This is a genomic window from Enterobacter sp. 4974935 (assembly GCF_058661735.1).
This window is the reverse complement of record NZ_JBZWGT010000003.1, coordinates 2294810-2310915: the sequence shown is the minus strand read 5'-3', so window position 1 is coordinate 2310915 and position 16106 is coordinate 2294810. Positions and strand designations below refer to the sequence as shown.

At 54.6% G+C, this 16106-nt stretch carries 17 protein-coding genes; 3 read left to right on the top strand and 14 right to left on the bottom strand.

Annotation, left to right across the window (positions count from 1 at the left end; all coding sequences use genetic code 11):
• Nucleotides 1–51: 51 nt before the first annotated feature.
• Nucleotides 52–747: a dethiobiotin synthase gene (gene bioD / locus AC4OVS_RS12215; protein ID WP_015570628.1), complete on the top strand. Its 696-nt coding sequence runs from the start codon at nucleotides 52–54 to the stop codon at nucleotides 745–747.
• Here bioD and clcB read toward each other — a convergent pair.
• The 7 genes from clcB to AC4OVS_RS12180 all read right to left on the bottom strand — a co-directional run bounded on the left by clcB (nucleotide 682) and on the right by AC4OVS_RS12180 (nucleotide 7961).
• Complete coding sequence (gene clcB / locus AC4OVS_RS12210) at nucleotides 682–1992, bottom strand: voltage-gated ClC-type chloride channel ClcB (RefSeq protein WP_023299996.1); 1311 nt, start codon at nucleotides 1990–1992, stop codon at nucleotides 682–684. The two genes, bioD and clcB, sit on opposite strands and share 66 nt — an antisense overlap.
• A 104-nt stretch (nucleotides 1993–2096) precedes the next feature.
• A complete protein-coding gene (gene osmV / locus AC4OVS_RS12205; RefSeq protein WP_022647969.1) occupies nucleotides 2097–3245 on the bottom strand; it encodes an osmoprotectant ABC transporter ATP-binding protein OsmV in 1149 nt (382 codons plus the stop codon).
• Nucleotides 3245–3892, bottom strand: coding sequence for an osmoprotectant ABC transporter permease OsmW (gene osmW, locus AC4OVS_RS12200; protein ID WP_022647970.1), 648 nt, complete (start codon nucleotides 3890–3892; stop codon nucleotides 3245–3247). The genes osmV and osmW overlap by 1 nt, the downstream gene beginning before the upstream one ends.
• An 8-nt stretch (nucleotides 3893–3900) precedes the next feature.
• Nucleotides 3901–4800, bottom strand: coding sequence for an osmoprotectant ABC transporter substrate-binding protein OsmX (gene osmX / locus AC4OVS_RS12195; protein WP_017694085.1), 900 nt, complete (start codon nucleotides 4798–4800; stop codon nucleotides 3901–3903).
• Between the two features lie 18 nt (nucleotides 4801–4818).
• Nucleotides 4819–5529, bottom strand: a complete 711-nt coding sequence (osmY, locus tag AC4OVS_RS12190) for an osmoprotectant ABC transporter permease OsmY (protein WP_022647971.1) — start codon at nucleotides 5527–5529, stop codon at nucleotides 4819–4821.
• A gap of 261 nt (nucleotides 5530–5790) precedes the next feature.
• A complete protein-coding gene (locus AC4OVS_RS12185; RefSeq protein WP_045621656.1) occupies nucleotides 5791–6534 on the bottom strand; it encodes a YoaK family protein in 744 nt (247 codons plus the stop codon).
• 299 nt (nucleotides 6535–6833) lie between these two features.
• The gene (locus AC4OVS_RS12180; protein WP_491922452.1) at nucleotides 6834–7961 is read right to left on the bottom strand and encodes an alpha/beta hydrolase; all 1128 of its coding nucleotides are present in this window, start codon (nucleotides 7959–7961) and stop codon (nucleotides 6834–6836) included.
• A gap of 114 nt (nucleotides 7962–8075) precedes the next feature.
• Between AC4OVS_RS12180 and AC4OVS_RS12175 the strand changes: the two genes are divergently transcribed.
• Both AC4OVS_RS12175 and catA read left to right on the top strand, forming a co-directional pair.
• A complete protein-coding gene (locus AC4OVS_RS12175; protein WP_046620166.1) occupies nucleotides 8076–8960 on the top strand; it encodes a LysR family transcriptional regulator in 885 nt (294 codons plus the stop codon).
• Nucleotides 8961–9046: 86 nt separating this feature from the next.
• Nucleotides 9047–9706 carry a type A chloramphenicol O-acetyltransferase gene (gene catA / locus AC4OVS_RS12170; RefSeq protein WP_045621658.1) on the top strand — a complete coding sequence of 220 codons (660 nt, stop codon included), beginning with the start codon at nucleotides 9047–9049 and terminating at the stop codon, nucleotides 9704–9706.
• 56 nt (nucleotides 9707–9762) lie between these two features.
• Here the strand turns inward: catA and AC4OVS_RS12165 are convergent, their stop codons facing one another.
• From AC4OVS_RS12165 to AC4OVS_RS12135, 7 genes are all read right to left on the bottom strand, one after another.
• Nucleotides 9763–10074, bottom strand: coding sequence for a YebG family protein (locus tag AC4OVS_RS12165; protein WP_022647976.1), 312 nt, complete (start codon nucleotides 10072–10074; stop codon nucleotides 9763–9765).
• 108 nt (nucleotides 10075–10182) lie between these two features.
• A complete protein-coding gene (dmsD, locus tag AC4OVS_RS12160; RefSeq protein ID WP_491922451.1) occupies nucleotides 10183–10797 on the bottom strand; it encodes a Tat proofreading chaperone DmsD in 615 nt (204 codons plus the stop codon).
• Nucleotides 10798–10842: 45 nt separating this feature from the next.
• Nucleotides 10843–11697: a dimethyl sulfoxide reductase anchor subunit family protein gene (locus AC4OVS_RS12155; RefSeq protein ID WP_022647978.1), complete on the bottom strand. Its 855-nt coding sequence runs from the start codon at nucleotides 11695–11697 to the stop codon at nucleotides 10843–10845.
• Nucleotide 11698: 1 nt separating this feature from the next.
• Nucleotides 11699–12316, bottom strand: coding sequence for a DMSO/selenate family reductase complex B subunit (locus tag AC4OVS_RS12150; protein ID WP_022647979.1), 618 nt, complete (start codon nucleotides 12314–12316; stop codon nucleotides 11699–11701).
• 10 nt (nucleotides 12317–12326) lie between these two features.
• Nucleotides 12327–14765 carry a selenate/tellurate reductase subunit YnfE gene (gene ynfE / locus AC4OVS_RS12145; RefSeq protein ID WP_491922450.1) on the bottom strand — a complete coding sequence of 813 codons (2439 nt, stop codon included), beginning with the start codon at nucleotides 14763–14765 and terminating at the stop codon, nucleotides 12327–12329.
• A 130-nt stretch (nucleotides 14766–14895) separates the two neighbouring features.
• On the bottom strand, nucleotides 14896–15201 hold the full coding sequence (locus AC4OVS_RS12140) for a DUF1161 domain-containing protein (protein WP_006808860.1): 306 nt from the start codon (nucleotides 15199–15201) through the stop codon (nucleotides 14896–14898).
• Between the two features lie 117 nt (nucleotides 15202–15318).
• The gene (locus AC4OVS_RS12135; protein ID WP_491922449.1) at nucleotides 15319–16074 is read right to left on the bottom strand and encodes a glycosyltransferase family 25 protein; all 756 of its coding nucleotides are present in this window, start codon (nucleotides 16072–16074) and stop codon (nucleotides 15319–15321) included.
• Between the last annotated feature and the right edge of the window lie 32 nt (nucleotides 16075–16106).

The window sequence follows — 16106 nt, the reverse complement described above, 5'->3', positions numbered from 1 at the left end:
TATTTACCTGGTTTATATTTTTTGAAGCATACCCAAGAGGTGGAATGAGTCATGCTTAAGCGTTTCTTTATTACTGGTACGGATACGTCTGTCGGGAAGACCGTCGTATCCCGCGCGTTACTTCAGGCCCTGGCGGCAAGCGGTAAACGCGTTGCAGGATACAAGCCGGTAGCAAAAGGCAGTAAAGAGACGCCAGAAGGGCTGCGCAATAAGGACGCCCTGGTTCTGCAAAGCGTCTCGTCTCTGGAACTGCCTTATGATGCCGTCAATCCCATCGCGTTAAGCGAAGAGGAAAGCAGCGTCGCTCACAGTGGGCTTATCAACTACAGTCTGCTCTCTGATGGCCTGGCAAATCTGAGTGAAAAGGTTGACCACGTTGTCGTTGAAGGGACCGGTGGCTGGCGCAGCCTGATGAACGATTTACGTCCCCTTTCCGAGTGGGTGGTGCAGGAGCAGCTGCCGGTGATTATGGTCGTGGGCATTCAGGAAGGGTGCATCAACCATGCCTTGCTGACGGCGCAGGCTATCGCTAATGACGGCCTGCCACTGATTGGTTGGGTGGCGAACCGTATTAACCCGGGCCTTGCGCACTACGCAGAAATCATCGACGTGCTGAGCAAAAAGCTGCCTGGCCCGTTGGTAGGCGAACTGCCTTATCTGCCCCGCGCCGAGCAGCGCGAATTAGCGCACTATATCGATCTCTCGGCTTTCGGCGGTATGCTGGCCGTAGATCGAGTCGTGGCGTAGCGTTCTCGACAATACCGACGCCACAACACAGGCAACCAGCAAACCGGGAAGTAAAAAATACTGCCCGGTCATCTCACATACCATCAAGGCCGACATGATTGGCGCATGCGTTGTGGCGGCGAGCAGCGTCGCCATACCCGCCAGCCCAAGCAGGATCGCCGTCTCAGAGCCAGGAAACCACAGCGCAAAGATCTGCGCAAACAGCATTCCCGTTGCCATACCAACGAACAAGGTTGGCGTAAACACGCCTCCCGGTGCGCCGGACCCGCTGCTTGCCAGCACCGCCAGGAGCTTGCAGATAAAGACGCCGGCAATTACCGACAGCAGCGGCGGCGACTGCAAAAACGCCTGAACCACGCTATAGCCATTCCCCCATACCTTCGGCGTCAGCAGCGACAGCAGCCCGACGATCAGACCACCCAGCGCCAGCTGCCACGGTGGTGAGAGTTTGAGACGCAGAAAAAGAGAATGGCTGAAAGCCATTAGCCACATCAAAAGCGGGCCGCACAGCCCAGCCAGCAGACCCACGCCAACGATCAGGAAATAATCCACCGCCGTAAGCATCTCGCTGAGATGGACATCATAAAGTGTATTCGCGCCGGGACTTAACAGGCGCGTGGTCAGCAGAGCCACCACAGCGGCAATCACCACCGGGCCGAGGGAGGCCAGCATAAGTGTGCCAAACAGGATCTCTGCGATAAACAGGCTGCCCGCCAGCGGCGCATGATAGGCGCTGGCCATCCCGGCGGCGGCACCGCAGGCGATCCACAGTTTCCATTCGGATTTCGGCGTACAACGTTGTGCAAAAAAGGAGGCAGCGAGGGCGGCAAGCAGGATCATGGCGCCTTCCCGGCCGATGGCGCTGCCGCTGGCGACCACCAGCAACGAGGCGAGGGATTTCACCAGGCTGGCGCCGTAATCAAACTGGCCATCACCCGTCTCCAGCGCCTCCATATAATCGGTCGGGGCGTGGGGACGTTGTGCCGTCATGCGCTGCCATCCCCACAGCAGCACTCCCGCGGCCAGACCACCCAGCGCAGGCGTCAGCGCCCGCCGCCAGGGCGATAACGCGGCAGCGGCGTTCACCAGGCTTCCGCTTTCGTTGCTGAGAAACAACCACTCCAGCAGATACATGCTGTGGCGGAACACCGCAACGGCCAGCGCTGCCAGCACGCCGGTGACGGTAGCAATCAGGAGACGGCGAAACATCGCGCGGATGTCGGGGTATGCGTGAAGACGTTGCATGAAGTCGTGATTAACGGGGACGATACGATATTGTGGCGGGAAAACGTGAGGTTAGCAAAAGGTATGCGTGCGGAAAAAGGCCGGGCAGTACCCGGCCTGAATGCTTAACTCTCGCTATGAATATTCAATGCCCGGCGCGTACGCCCGGAACTCAAATACTCCGCAATATAATCCTGGGATATCTCGCCGTTATAGCGTCCGTCCTCGTCCACAATCGGCATCCAGCTGGTGTTGCTCTCATACAGGCGAGAAAGCACCACGCGCAGGTTATCCTCGGCCTTACCTGTCATGCGGAACGGATGCAGAATATCACCGCAGCTGCCGCTGGCATTACGCGCTTCGCGGCGCTTCACAAAGCCCAGCGGTTTGCCGAGATCATCAACCACGGTAATGGCGCGAATATCGTTGTCATCCATGGTGGCGAAGGCCTCTGGCAGCGGCGTCGATTCGCGTACCGTAATCGTCGGCTGCTGGTCGGTGACGTCGCCCGCGGATACCAGCAGCAGGCGTTTCAACGTCCGGTCCTGACCAACAAACGAGCCGACAAACTCATTGGCGGGTTTCGCCAGCAGCTCGTCCGGGCTGGCGCACTGAACAATACGCCCCTGACGGAAGACGGCAATACGGTCGCCCAGCTTCAGCGCTTCGTCAATATCGTGGCTCACCAGCATCACGGTCTTTTTCAGCTTGCGCTGCATCTCCAGGAACTGGTTCTGGATCACCTCACGGTTAATCGGGTCAACCGCGCCGAATGGTTCATCCATCAGCAGGACTGGAGGATCCGCTGCCAGCGCGCGGATGACGCCGATACGCTGCTGCTGACCGCCGGACATTTCGCGCGGATAGCGGTGAAGGAATTTATGTGGATCCATTGCCACCATATCCATCAGCTCCTCGGCACGGGATTTACAGCGCGCTTTGTCCCAGCCCAGCATGCGCGGCACGACGGTAATGTTCTCTTCGATAGTCATGTTCGGGAACAGGCCAATCTGCTGGATCACGTAGCCAATGTTGCGGCGCAGGGTCACGGTGTCCATCCCGCTGGTGTCTTCGCCGTTAATCAGGATCGTCCCGCTGCTTGGCGTAATGAGACGGTTAATCATCTTCAGGGTAGTGGTTTTTCCGCAGCCGGACGGGCCGAGCAGCACGCACATTTCCCCTTCAGGCACGTTCAGATTGACGTTGTCGACGGCCTTAAACGTCTGGCCGTGCTTCTGTGAAAATTGTTTGGTGAGGTTTTCCAGTTTTATCATTATCGAATCCCCTTCGGAGTCAGTACCACCTGCAAACGGTGCAGCAACCAGTCGAGCACAATCGCTAAAAGACAAATCATCAGCGCGCCCGCAATTAACATACGAATATCACTCCCGCCAATACCGTTAAGCAGCAGCAGGCCCAGACCGCCCGCGCCAATCACGGCAGCAATCGCCATGACGCCGATGTTCATCACCACGGCGGTGCGGATGCCGCCAAAAATGACCGGCAGCGCCATTGGGATTTCCACCCAGCGCAGACGCTGCCAGAAGGTCATGCCGATGCCGCGTCCCGCTTCGCGCAGGCCGGGTGGCAGGCTGTCGAGCGCCGTGTGGGTGTTGCGCACAATCGGCAGCAGTGAATAGAGGAACACCGCCGTAATCGCGGGCAGGGCGCCAATGCCCTGACCGATCAGCGAAAAGAGCGGGATCATCAGGCCGAAAAGCGCAATTGACGGGATGGTGAGCACAATGGTGGCAATCCCCAGCACCGGCGTTGCCAGCCATTTATGGCGGACAATTAAAATACCCAGCGGCACGCCAATAACAATCGCCAGGCCCACGGCGAGTGCCACCAGCCAGAGGTGTTGCAGCGTCAGGGTTAAGAGATAGTCCCAGTTGTCGAGAATATAGTGAATCGTCTCCATAGCGCCTCCTACAGCAACTGTTTGCTACGCAGGAAATCACGGGCGACCTGCTGCGGTGACTGATGGTCGATATCCACCTTTTTATTCAGTTCGGTGATAACGTCGTTGTTGAGCTGGGCTGAGAGGGTGTTCAGCGCCTCCTCCAGCCCCGGGTTAGCCTCCAGCGTGTCTTTTCGAACAACTGGCGTCACGGCGTAACTCGGGAAGAAGCCTTTATCGTCTTCCAGCACTTTAAGATCGAAGCCCTTCACGCGCCCGTCGGTGGTGTAGATCAGCCCGGCATCGACAAACCCGTCGCGCACCGCGTTATAGACCAGCCCCGGATCCATCTGGCGGATCTGCGGGCGGTCCAGCTCCATGTTGTAGGCCGCCTGCAACGGTTTCATCCCGTCGCTACGCCCGGCAAATTCCAGGTCAAGGCCCAGCAGCCAGTTGTTATCCGGATCGGTTTTACGGATCTGCTCAATCTTTGCCACCATCTCAGACATGGTATTGATATGTTCAGCCTCGGCGCGCTTGCGCTGCATGGCAAAGGCATAGGTATTGTTCATATCGGCAGGTTTAAGCCACACCAGACCGTGCTTTGCGTCGAGGCGTTTCACCGTCTCGTATGACTCCTGCGGCGACATGCGTTTGTTGATATGGTTGAAGATGATCAGCGACGTGCCGGTGTACTCCCAGGTCATATCAATCTGCTTGTTAATCATCGCGTTACGGGAAATCACCGTCGCAATATTAGTCTGCGGCTGCACCTGAAATCCTTTCTTTTGCAGATACTGTACGGTCATGGCCGAGAGAATGTGCTGCTCGGTAAAGCTCTTTGTTGCCAGGATCAGCGGCGCGGCGAGCGCCTGGCTGGTGAAGAGCGCGGCGGCGCACAGCGCCGTCAGGCCGGAAAACAGTCTCATAGAAGCTCCTTGTTATAATTATCGCGCCAGATGCGGGCTCAGTAGTCGACCCAGTGCCGCCAGCAGCGTATCCAGAATCAGGGCGAACAGGGCGGTGGCCGCCGCGCCCAGGATCAGCGTCGGGAAGTCATTCAGATAGATCCCCGGGAAAATCAGCTCGCCGTAGCTGCTGGCGCCAATCAGGAATGCCAGCGGTGCGGTACCGACGTTAATCGCAGTGGCAATGCGAATACCGGAAAGCATCACCGGCCAGGCGTTAGGAATTTCGACCTGATGCAGGCGCTGCCATTTGGTCATGCCGATGCCGTTTGCCGCTTCCAGCAACGACGCGGGAACAGAGCACAGCCCGGCATAGGTGTTACGCACAATTGGCAGCAAAGAAGCGAGAAAGAGGGCGATAATGGCCGGTTTATCACCGATGCCAATCACCACCATCGCCAGCGCCAGAACGGCCAGCGGCGGCAGGGTGTTGCCCACGTTAAAGATTTGCATCACGTATTCGGCGATACCCCGTGCCGCTGGACGGCTCAGCAGAATACCGCTTGGAATGCCCACCAGCAGGGCAAAGAACATTGATGAAAAGACCAGAATCAGGTGCTGTTGACCGAGGTAGAGCAGGTCAACCTGGCGCGCCTTAATCGTCTCCAGTCCAATTCCCCAGGTGAGGAGAGCGAGGACCACGATAATCGCGCCGACAAAAAGCAGCGAACGTTTAAGTAATGGGTGCATTGCGGTGTGTCTCCCTGTGCGCATGCGTTATAGCAACCACCTGTTGCGGTTGCCTGTTGTTATGCCATGTTTCGGCAGGGGTACTTCACCTATAGCAAGCGAAACGGAAGGGTTCCAGCAAAGGGGGTAAAACAGTAACCCTATGAAATTAGTGACAACCTGAGTTAAGCCTTATGGCGTAAGGGCTGTCAGTGGGAAGGCAGAATAGTCTTAAAGAAGCACGCCTCAAGTGACAACGTCACTTGAGGCGTGCTGATCACCCTATCGACTAAGCGCGGCGCGTACCTTTCGAACGCGCCACGAGATACGAACGATTGAAAAGGCGGCGATAAACACCAGCATCAGGCCCAGTGCCAGCATCGCGTGGAATCCAAACTCTCTGAAGAGGATCAGCCCCGCAATCCCGCCGGTAATAAACGAGAAAAGGGTGGTTAAATGGGTTTTGAGCTGGCTCTTTTGCGCGGCCGTGTCTTTGGAATAATCCCGGCGCAGCATGGCGACCATAACGGAGGCCAGCGAAATGCCGGCATCGGTCAGCGTGCCGGTAATGTGCGTGGATCTCACCCGACCGCCGGAAAGCTGAGTTGAGGTGGAGTTATGAATTCCCATCAAACCGCACAGGAAAAGAATAATCTCCTGATTCGTGGCGAAGGAGTGAAAATACATTTCATAAAGGGATACCCCGGCAAGTAATAGCCCTTCAACAAATAAAACCTGGCTGAATATCAGCCTGACGTTATGGATAATTCCCCAGATAACAATAATCCGCGCAACAATGGCCCCAGTGACAAACGACAGAATAATGGCGCCAAAAAAAAGAATATCACTGAGATCGGTGGAGGAAACTTCGCTGGATAACTGCGATGTATTACCCGTCATATGAGAGGGGAAAAAGCCGAACGCGCCCAGCGCAATGGCATTCAGCAGTCCCGCGGAGGTCGCCAGCCAGAGTGCAAGACGACGATCCTCCTGATGCGTTCGTTCTTTCTTTAATTTAATCAGCAAAGAATACCTCCAGTTTGAGCTTTGCCTGACTTCTCAAGCTAACAAAGCGATGTCGCCGACTGACCAGGATATTGCTTAATTATTATTTCAACGGGAGGTATTCGAGGTTTTGTAATTAAATAAAATAACCCTGTTAATATAATGCCTTATTGCAGATGCCACGAGCAGACTGACGGGCAAAAATACTGTCCCAGTGTGCATGCTCGCTGTAGCGGGATGGGATTTGATTCAGTGTAGACATAGGTGTCATTCACGACGATGAGAAGAGATGCCCCCGTGATTTCCGGGGGCTTAGAGTGTTATTTCAGACTGGTTTTGAAGAACTGCTCAAACTGCGCGAACGGGATTTTTCCTGCGACGTTATCGTAGAGATCAACATGGTTTGCACCGGGAACAATCACCAGCTCTTTCTCTTTGCTGCCGACGGCCTTGAACGCATCCTCCGCAATATAACGAGAGTGTGCGTTTTCACCGGTCACAATCAGCGTTGGGATAGTGATCTCCCCGGCATAGCTCAGCAGCGGCATATTCATAAAGGATAACGGCATGGTCGCAGTCCACGCGCCGGTGGAGTTTACGGAACGGGCATGGAAACCGCGCGGCATACGGTAGTAATCATAGAACTCTTTCAGTACCGGATGCGGATCGGTGGGCAGTGCTTCCGGCAGAATGCGCTCGGCCGCCGTCACCTTGCCATTCTCATCGACATTAATATCGTGGCCGCCATGGGCGAAAGTGCCGCTTTCAGCATCTTTCCAGCGCTGCGCGTTCAGATACTGAAACACGGCCCGACGATCGGCCGCTGAATAGCGATCTTTCCCGTTGCCCACGCCGTGACCCATCGCGCGGCTCATATCGTACATTACGCTGGTGGCGACCGCCTTCACGCGGGTATCCATGGATGCCGCGTTCAGCGCCATACCGCCCCAGCCGCAGATACCAAGAATGCCGATACGGTTACGGTCGACTTCTTTCTGTAACCCCAGGAAATCCACAGCGGCGCTAAAGTCTTCGGTGTTGATGTCAGGGGAGGCAACGTTACGCGGCTGGCCGCCACTTTCCCCCGTGTAGGATGGATCGAAGGCCAGGGCCACGAACCCCTGCTCAGCCAGAGTCTGGGCGTACAGACCGCTGGATTGTTCTTTAACCGCACCGAACGGCCCACTGACGGCTATCGCCGCCAATTTCTGGTCGCCGTGGTTCCTGGGAATGTACAGATCGCCCACCAGAGTGATCCCGTACCGGTTCTGGAACGTCACTTTGCGGTGGTTGACTTTATTGCTCTCGGCGAAGGTTTTATCCCAGGTTGTCACCATCGAAACGGGGGCGTTAGGATTTAGCGTTTCTGCATAACTCATTGTTGTCACTCCACTTAATGATGCGCATAACAGCAGCGCAACGGACAGTTTTTGGGTGAATGTCTTCATAAGAGGTACCGTGTGTTGTTGTAATGAGGCCATTATAGTTAGCAGAAATAGTGCTGATTAGAGGCCAAAAGCTGCTAGGATTAATATCATTTTGTTATGAATTGACGAGGCATGATGGCGAAGCGGGAAAACTATAATGAACTGTATCTCTTTATCCAGGTGGTGCGGGAGGGAAGCTTCACGGCAGCCGCACAGCGGCTCGGGCTGGCGCAATCCGGGATCAGCCGATCGGTTCGCGAGCTGGAAGAGCGGCTGGGCGTGCAGCTTCTGGTGCGTACTACGCGCAAGCTGTCGCTGACACACGCCGGGGAACAGCTTTACCAGACCGCCGGTTCCGCCTTTGATGCGCTTGATACCGGGTTGACCAGACTGGCGCATTACCGCCAGACGCCGTCCGGCACGGTGCGCATTAATGCCAGCCAGCACGCCATCGAGAAATGTCTGCTGCCAAAGCTCGCTATCTTCAAACAGCGTTACCCGGATATCCGTCTGGAATTGATGAATGAGAGCCGGTTCGTGGATATCATTGCCGAGCGATTCGACGCGGGCGTCCGGCTGGGACCGGAGGTGGGACAAGGAATGATTGCGGTGCGCATCACGCCCGATATGGAGATGGCTGTGGTTGCCGCCCCGGCGCATTTTCGGCGCTATGGTTTCCCGCAGACGCCCGCCGATCTGGATGCTCATCCCTGCATTGCCTACCAGTTTGCCGACGGTAACCACTATCAATGGGAGCTTGTTCAGGACGGGAAGCGAGTTACGCACCGGCCTGAGGGGCAATGGGCCTTTTCCGACAGCTACATGGAGGCCGAAGCGGCCCGGCTGGAACTCGGGCTGGCCTATGTCCCGGTTGAGCTGGTGTCTGACGATCTGGAGCGTGGCACGCTTATACGCGTCTTACAGCGCTACAGCCTGCGGATGGACGGGCTTTACCTCTATTACCCGCACCGCAACGTGTCCCCGGCGCTGAGAGCGGTTATTGATACGTTGAAAATTTAAGGCAGCCTCTGCTCGACGGTCTATACAGCTCCTGGGTTTGTGGTACGCTACTATTTTATATAGCGCTGCTTAATTAAGGCAAAGAAATGACAAAAATAACGCCAGAATATACGGCTGTAAACTTATCGAGTTGGGCAAGGAAAGAACATTTTGAAGTCTTTCAGAGCTTTGCTCAATGCACGATTAACCAAACGGTTCAGCTGGATATCACTGCGCTGCTGAAACATATCAAACAGGTTGGCTGGAAATTTTATCCTTCGATTATTTCCCTTATTTCGACAGTCGTTAACCGCCATTCTGAGTTCCGTATGGCTATGAAGGATAATGAGCTTGTAATATGGAATGAGGTGCATCCCAGCTATACCCTTTTCCATAAAGAGACGGAGACGTTTTCATCATTATGGAGTCACTTCGACGGGAATATTCATCACTTTCAGAACGTTTATGCAGAAGACGTTTCTCGCTATGGTGATAATCTTGCCTACTGGCCCAAAGAAGAGTACCGGGAAAATATATTCTTCATATCGGATATTCCGTGGGTCAGTTTTACCAGTTTTAATATCAACGTGGCTAACATGCAGAACTTTTTTGCGCCCATGTTCACGTTTGGAAAATACTTTAACCAGGATGGAAAAGTCTTGTTGCCTTTCGCCGTTCAGGTTCATCATTCTGTCTGTGATGGTTTCCATGTGGCCAGACTAATCAACGAGTTGCAAGAGTTGTGTGATAATTTACCGCACTATTAAGCCGCGAGCCGTTTCCGGCCCGCGGCAGCAGGACAGGTGATGAGTCGTTCTGACGATCAGGCGGCTTTGACGGCCCGGATTTTTTTGCTGCTATCCGCCTCTGGCGCTGTTTTATCCGTTGCAGCATTGAGCTCGGGAAGCTTGCTGGTACGCAGGATATGCTGCACGGACTCTTTCTGCTCGGCAAGATACAGACCAAGGTTTTCCGCCTGCGTTTCATCCATCTGCATTCCGCTTTGCAGCAGCCAGTCGGTGAACGCTTCTGCCATGTCGAGCAGTTTGTCGTGAGCGTCAGCCTCTTTCTTACTGGCAAAAGTCATTTTCTCTTCACCTTTTCTTACGACCACGAATTTTGTTTCAACAGCCATTTTGCACCTCCAGTACTGTAATTATATACAGTATAGCAGTTCCGGATCTGCGTTGCAGCAAAAATGTCCGAACCTGGCTTACACAACGGATGTACAAGCCAGGAGCTGTTATCGGTACAGCGTTTTTTCTGCAATCGGGATCAGCAAAGTGGACTGCCATTCTGCCAGCGTCAGCTGGGCAAGTTTACCCAGCGCCGTGTAGAACGGATGGGCCGCGTTTTCAACGAATACGCTAAGGAAACGCGTGCTCCACGGCAGCAGATGCCAGGCCATAAGCTGGTCGCGTTCTGTGTCGCGACCGTTCTCGGCAAGCCATGCCGCCAGCATCAGCAACGTTCCGAAGTGATCTTCCGGCTCATTCTGCTGCATCTCAAAGGCGATATGGTTTTCACGCATCCACTGGCGCAATGCAAGGGTCGAATCGCCAAACAGCACGGACTCGCGATCGAGCCAGACGGAGCCCCACGGGGGGGCGGGCAGGGCATACGGGCCAATAAACAGACGCTGCCAGGCGTCTTTCAACGCTTCGTCCGACGGGTTCTTAAACATACTGGCCACGGGCTGCAGGCTTTCCTGCGCCAGCGGCCAGTCCTGCACCCAGTCACCTGCGGTCAGGGCACTCACCAGCGGTGCGGTCTGCTCGCTGTCAGGGGCAAAATAAAACAGCGCGCCCAGTACCCGGGCGCTGAACGCGAACGTTTCGCGGTGTGAGACGTCATTCATTACAACTTTCCTTACTTGTGCGCGGGGGTAGCCCGCGCACCTGTGTTAACCTGCAATTGCTAACCCAGCGGTCATATGCAAACCATAAAATAGCCCACGGCCAATCATTTCACCCACAGCCACCAGCACGAAACCTGCAAACAGGCCGAGCGTTTTCGGTTCCTGACGACGAATAAGTGGACAGATCCAGCAGCCTAAACCCGCCGCCAGCAGCGCGATGCGCCATACCTGAAGCGAACCATAATCCGGCAGCAGGGCGTTAGCCTGCTGGATAGAACTCTGGATCGTCCCCAGCGTATTGCTTTGCAACACGACGACCGCCACGCAGGCGATGAGTGCCAGTACGCTGACAGACGCGGCAAGGGTACCTTTGTATGTCACGTTTGCGACCCGCAGAAGCAGCGCGGCCAGCATCGGGCCAGTAAGAGCCATCGTCAGGAAGAAGGCCAACGTGGTGTAGCCCGTATACCAGGTCGGAACGGTATCGATCTGATAGACCCGGGTCATCGCCCAGACAAAAACGACACCCAGGAGCTGGCTGACAACCAGCCAGATTTTGCCCAGAGCTGGGGGCATTTTACCGATAACCGACACCAGCCACCAGAAACCGCCCACGGCAAAGAAGATCGAACCCGCCGCGATCTCATTACTCAGCGCTGACGCTCCCACGCGGTTAAGCGAGTTGAAGGCGCGCAGCGGGGAGCCAAGATGCAGTACCGAGGCCATAAACCCAATACCCATTACCAGCCAGAGAAAAAACAGGCTGCGCACGATGCGTATTCTGGCCTTGTCATCACCTTCATTCAGCCAGGCGAAGCCCATCACGATTAATGCGCCAGCCACGCACTGCCCGAAAACGGTGAAGATCACCAGCGGCCATTCATGCCATCCACTTCCCATCTCACACCTCCTTCGGGTTTGCCAGGTAGCCGGTGGTGTCACCCGTCGGACGGCTGTTGGCGTTAGGTTTAATCACAATACTCGGCTTCGTGAAGTGCGCAGACGGCAGCGGCGCGACCGCAGCAAGCTGACCGTGTTTTTTACGCAGCTCTTCAATCGGGCCAAAGTCCAGCGCGCGCAGCGGGCAGGACTCGACGCAGATGGGCTTTTTGCCGTCCGCCACGCGGCTGTGGCAGCCGTCGCACTTGGTCATGTGGCCTTTAGCCGCGTTATACTGCGGCGCACCGTACGGGCAGGCCATGTGGCAGTAGCGACAGCCGATGCAGACATCCTCGTTCACCACCACAAAACCGTCGTCTCGCTTGTGCATTGCCCCGCTCGGGCAGACCTTGGTGCAGGCCGGATCTTCGCAGTGGTTGCAGGCAATCGACAGGTAATAGGCGAAGACGTTCTGATGCCAGACGCCGTTATCCTCCTGCCAGTCGCCGCCCGCGTATTCATAAATACGACGGAAGCTGACGTCCGGGGTCAGATCTTTGTAATCCTTGCAGGCCAGCTCGCAGGTTTTACACCCGGTGCAGCGGCTGGAATCAATAAAAAATCCATACTGGGTTGTCATCGGTTAATCCTTATGCCTTCTCGATCTGCACCAGGTTCGTGTGCTGCGGATTGCCTTTCGCCAGCGGTGACGGGCGGTGTGTGGTCAGGGTATTGATGCAGGAGCCGTGATCGACACGATCGCCGTTCATGTTGGCGTCATGCCAGGCGCCCTGGCCCATCGCGCTCACACCAGGCATGATGCGCGGGGTGACTTTGGCGGCAATGCGCACTTCGCCGCGATCGTTAAACACGCGCACCGTGTCACCGTTTTTAATGCCGCGCTTCTCGGCGTCTACAGGGTTAAGCCACACCTCCTGGCGACAGGCGGCCTGGAGCACATCCACGTTGCCGTAGCTGGAGTGGGTACGGGCTTTAAAGTGGAAACCGAACAGTTGCAGCGGGAATTTGCTGCGCTCGGGCGCGTCCCAACCTTCAAAGGTTGAGGTATAGACTGGCAGCGGGGTGATGGTTTCGTCTTTTTGCAGTTCCCAGGTTGCCGCAATAATCGCCAGCTTGCTGGAGTAGATCTCGATTTTCCCGGACGGGGTTTTGAGCGGATTGGCATCCGGATCGTCACGGAATTTTTTATAGGCCACAAAATGTCCATTTGGATCTTTGCGCTTATAAATACCCATTTTTTTCAGCGCGTCGTAGGACGGCAGCAGCGGATCTTTGGCAACCATTTTGGCGTAAAGGTAGCGCAGCCACTGCTCCTGCGTACGGCCTTCGGTGAATTTCTGATAGACATCCGGTCCGAGACGTTTCGCTACTTCGCTCATGATCCAGTAGATGGGTTTGCGCTCAAACTTCGGGGCGGTTACCGGCTGGAGGAAAATCAGGTATCCCATGTTGCCGGCGTAATCGTTGGGGATGATATCTTCCTGCTCAACGGTCATCAGGTCCGGCAGGACAATATCGGCATACTTCGCGGACGAGGTCATGAAGTTGTCGATAACGACGATCGTTTCGCACTTACTCTCATCCTGCAAAATGTCGTGAGTTTTGTTGATATCAGAGTGCTGGTTGATGATGGTATTACCCGCATAGTTCCAGATGAACTTGATCGGCACATCCAGCTTATCCTTACCGCGTACGCCGTCGCGCAGGGCGGTCATCTCCGGTCCACGCACGATGGCATCCGTCCAGCTGAAGCAGGAGATTTGCGTTTTCACAGGATTTTCCGGCAGCGGCATCCGTTCGATGGTGATGGTGTAGGTCGATTCGCGCGCGCCGCTGTTGCCGCCGTTAATGCCGACGTTGCCGGTCAGGATCGGCAGCATGGCGATGGCGCGGGATGTCTGCTCGCCGTTGGCCTGACGCTGCGGGCCCCAACCCTGGCAAATGTAGGCCGGTTTTGCCGAACCGATTTCACGGGCCAGCTTAATGATGCGATCGGCAGGAATGCCTGTAATGCGCGACGCCCATTCCGGGGTTTTCGCAGTTTTGTCATCACCCTGGCCGAGAATATAGGCTTTGTAATGACCATTAGCCGGTGCGCCTTCCGGCAGGGTTTTTTCGTCATAACCTACGCAGTATTTATCGAGGAAGGGCTGATCGACGAGGTTTTCATTAATCAGCACCCACGCAATACCTGCCACCAGTGCGGCATCGGTGCCCGGACGAATCGGGATCCACTCGTCTTCGCGGCCTGCGGCGGTGTCGGTGTAGCGCGGATCGATAACGATCATCTGTGCGTTAGAGCGTTCGCGTGCCTGTTCAAGGTAGTAAGTGATCCCGCCGCCGCTCATGCGCGTTTCTGCCGGATTATTGCCGAACATCACCACCAGTTTGGTGTTTTCGATATCTGATGTACTGTTGCCGTCGTTGCTGCCGTAGGTGTAGGGCATTGCGCAGGCGATCTGCGCGGTGCTGTAGGTGCCGTAGTGGCTGAGGAAGCCGCCGTAGCAGTTCATCAGGCGTGCCACCAGCGAGGCGTAAGGGGAGGAGCGGGTGATATTGCCGCCGACAATTCCGGAGGAGTAGTTAATGTAGACCGCTTCGTTGCCGTATTTTTCGACCACGCTTTTCAGGCTCGCGGCGATGGTGTCCAGCGCTTCTTCCCAGGTGATACGTTCAAACTTGCCTTCTCCGCGTTTGCCCACGCGTTTCATCGGATAGTTCAGACGGTCTGGATGATTAATGCGACGGCGAATTGAACGGCCTCGCAGGCAGGCGCGAACCTGATGGTTGCCGTAAACATCCTCGCCGGTATTATCCGTTTCAACCCAATAGACTTCGTCATCGCGAACGTGCAGACGCAGCGCGCAGCGGCTACCGCAGTTTACCGAGCAGGCGCCCCAGACGACTTTATCTTCCGCTGGCTGAATAGCGGTCTGCACTGCGGCGGCGGCGCTTTTCAGACCAAAAGGCAATGCGATCCCACCGGCGGCAAGCGCCAGAGATCCTATGGCAGTAGATTTAACCAGAGTTCGACGGCTTATCCCGTCGTGATGTTCAACTTCAGACATAACTCACCCCATCATTGTTAATAATTATTTTCACCCGTGACTACAACCGGGCTAATGATGGGGGGAGTGTTACTTATTTAGAGGTATTAAATATTAATCCTCGTCAACTCAGGGGAATTGAGTGGGAAAATCATTGCGGCTCAGCGGGTGCATTCTCCTGCGTACCTGCACCGCTTACCGGGTAGTTTCCGCTACTGGTACGAGTGTACAAAATTTTGAAAGTATCGTTGGCGCAATGCCCAACGACCTGCGCATCCGGCTGGTCGGCCTGATCGTTCGGCACGATGTTCAGGGTAAAGCCAGACTCCGGTACGCCGTTGTTGATAATTTTCTGCTGAATGTCGCTTTTCACGCGCTCGCAGGAGTCCGGGGCCGCAAGAATAGCAGGTGAAGCACTCATTAACAGCAGGGCGGTAATCCAGGGTAACCGTTTCATCTGTAGCTCCTTTTCACTGTGTAGACTGTAAGCATAGCAGGGTTAGGGTAAGCTTTTGTTTTTGGACCTGTCTTTCTGAATTGTCCTGGAGCCGTAATCATGTTGAAGAATGTTAGATTACCCTTTGCCCTGATCGATTATTTGATTCAATAAAGGAGTTATGGCTCTTCGATAACGGTGGCGAAGCTTTGCAGCTAACGGCCTTTCCCGCATAAGTAAATTCCAAATTTTTTTCTTTTTGGCATCCAGCATGGCATCACCTTTTGATTCATTAATTGTTGAAACATTGGCTTCTTCGGAAAGGCGTACTGGATAAGGTACTATAGAGTGGATTTTAGCCAGTGATAGGTCTTCGAATAAACTCCATTTATCGGCAACCATCCATACAGGATAAAGGTTATCCAGAAGGCTTCTAGCAGCTTTTTGATTGATAATGTATGCATGAGTAGTCGTGGCATGCTGAGTCTTATGTATATTATATGAGCCGAAAATGTGTTTGAACGGTTTTTTGTAATATTTATTGACCCGACTCAGAAGAAGAATCTCAGGTTTTGTTTTGCTGAGCGTAACGCTATTAAGTATCTCACGCAGATCGCTGTTTAGTACAACATCATCCTCAAGGATAAGAGCGGCGTCGATATTTTCATCTATTATTCTTTTGTATATTTTTTGATGGCTTAATGCACAACCCACTTCTCCCGGGAGAAAAGCATAATTTGTCTCCCGTGTGACATTTCTTAGTTCAGTTTCAGTCATTTTTCGACCATCTACTGCTTCAATAAACTCGTATGCAATGTTCAATCCGGACAATTGACATTCCATTTTCGCACGACGTTCGAGCGAGTGTTTGAGATTGACTATAAAAGTTCTCATCCTTTTAGCGTTCCTTAAAGACTTAATAGCTG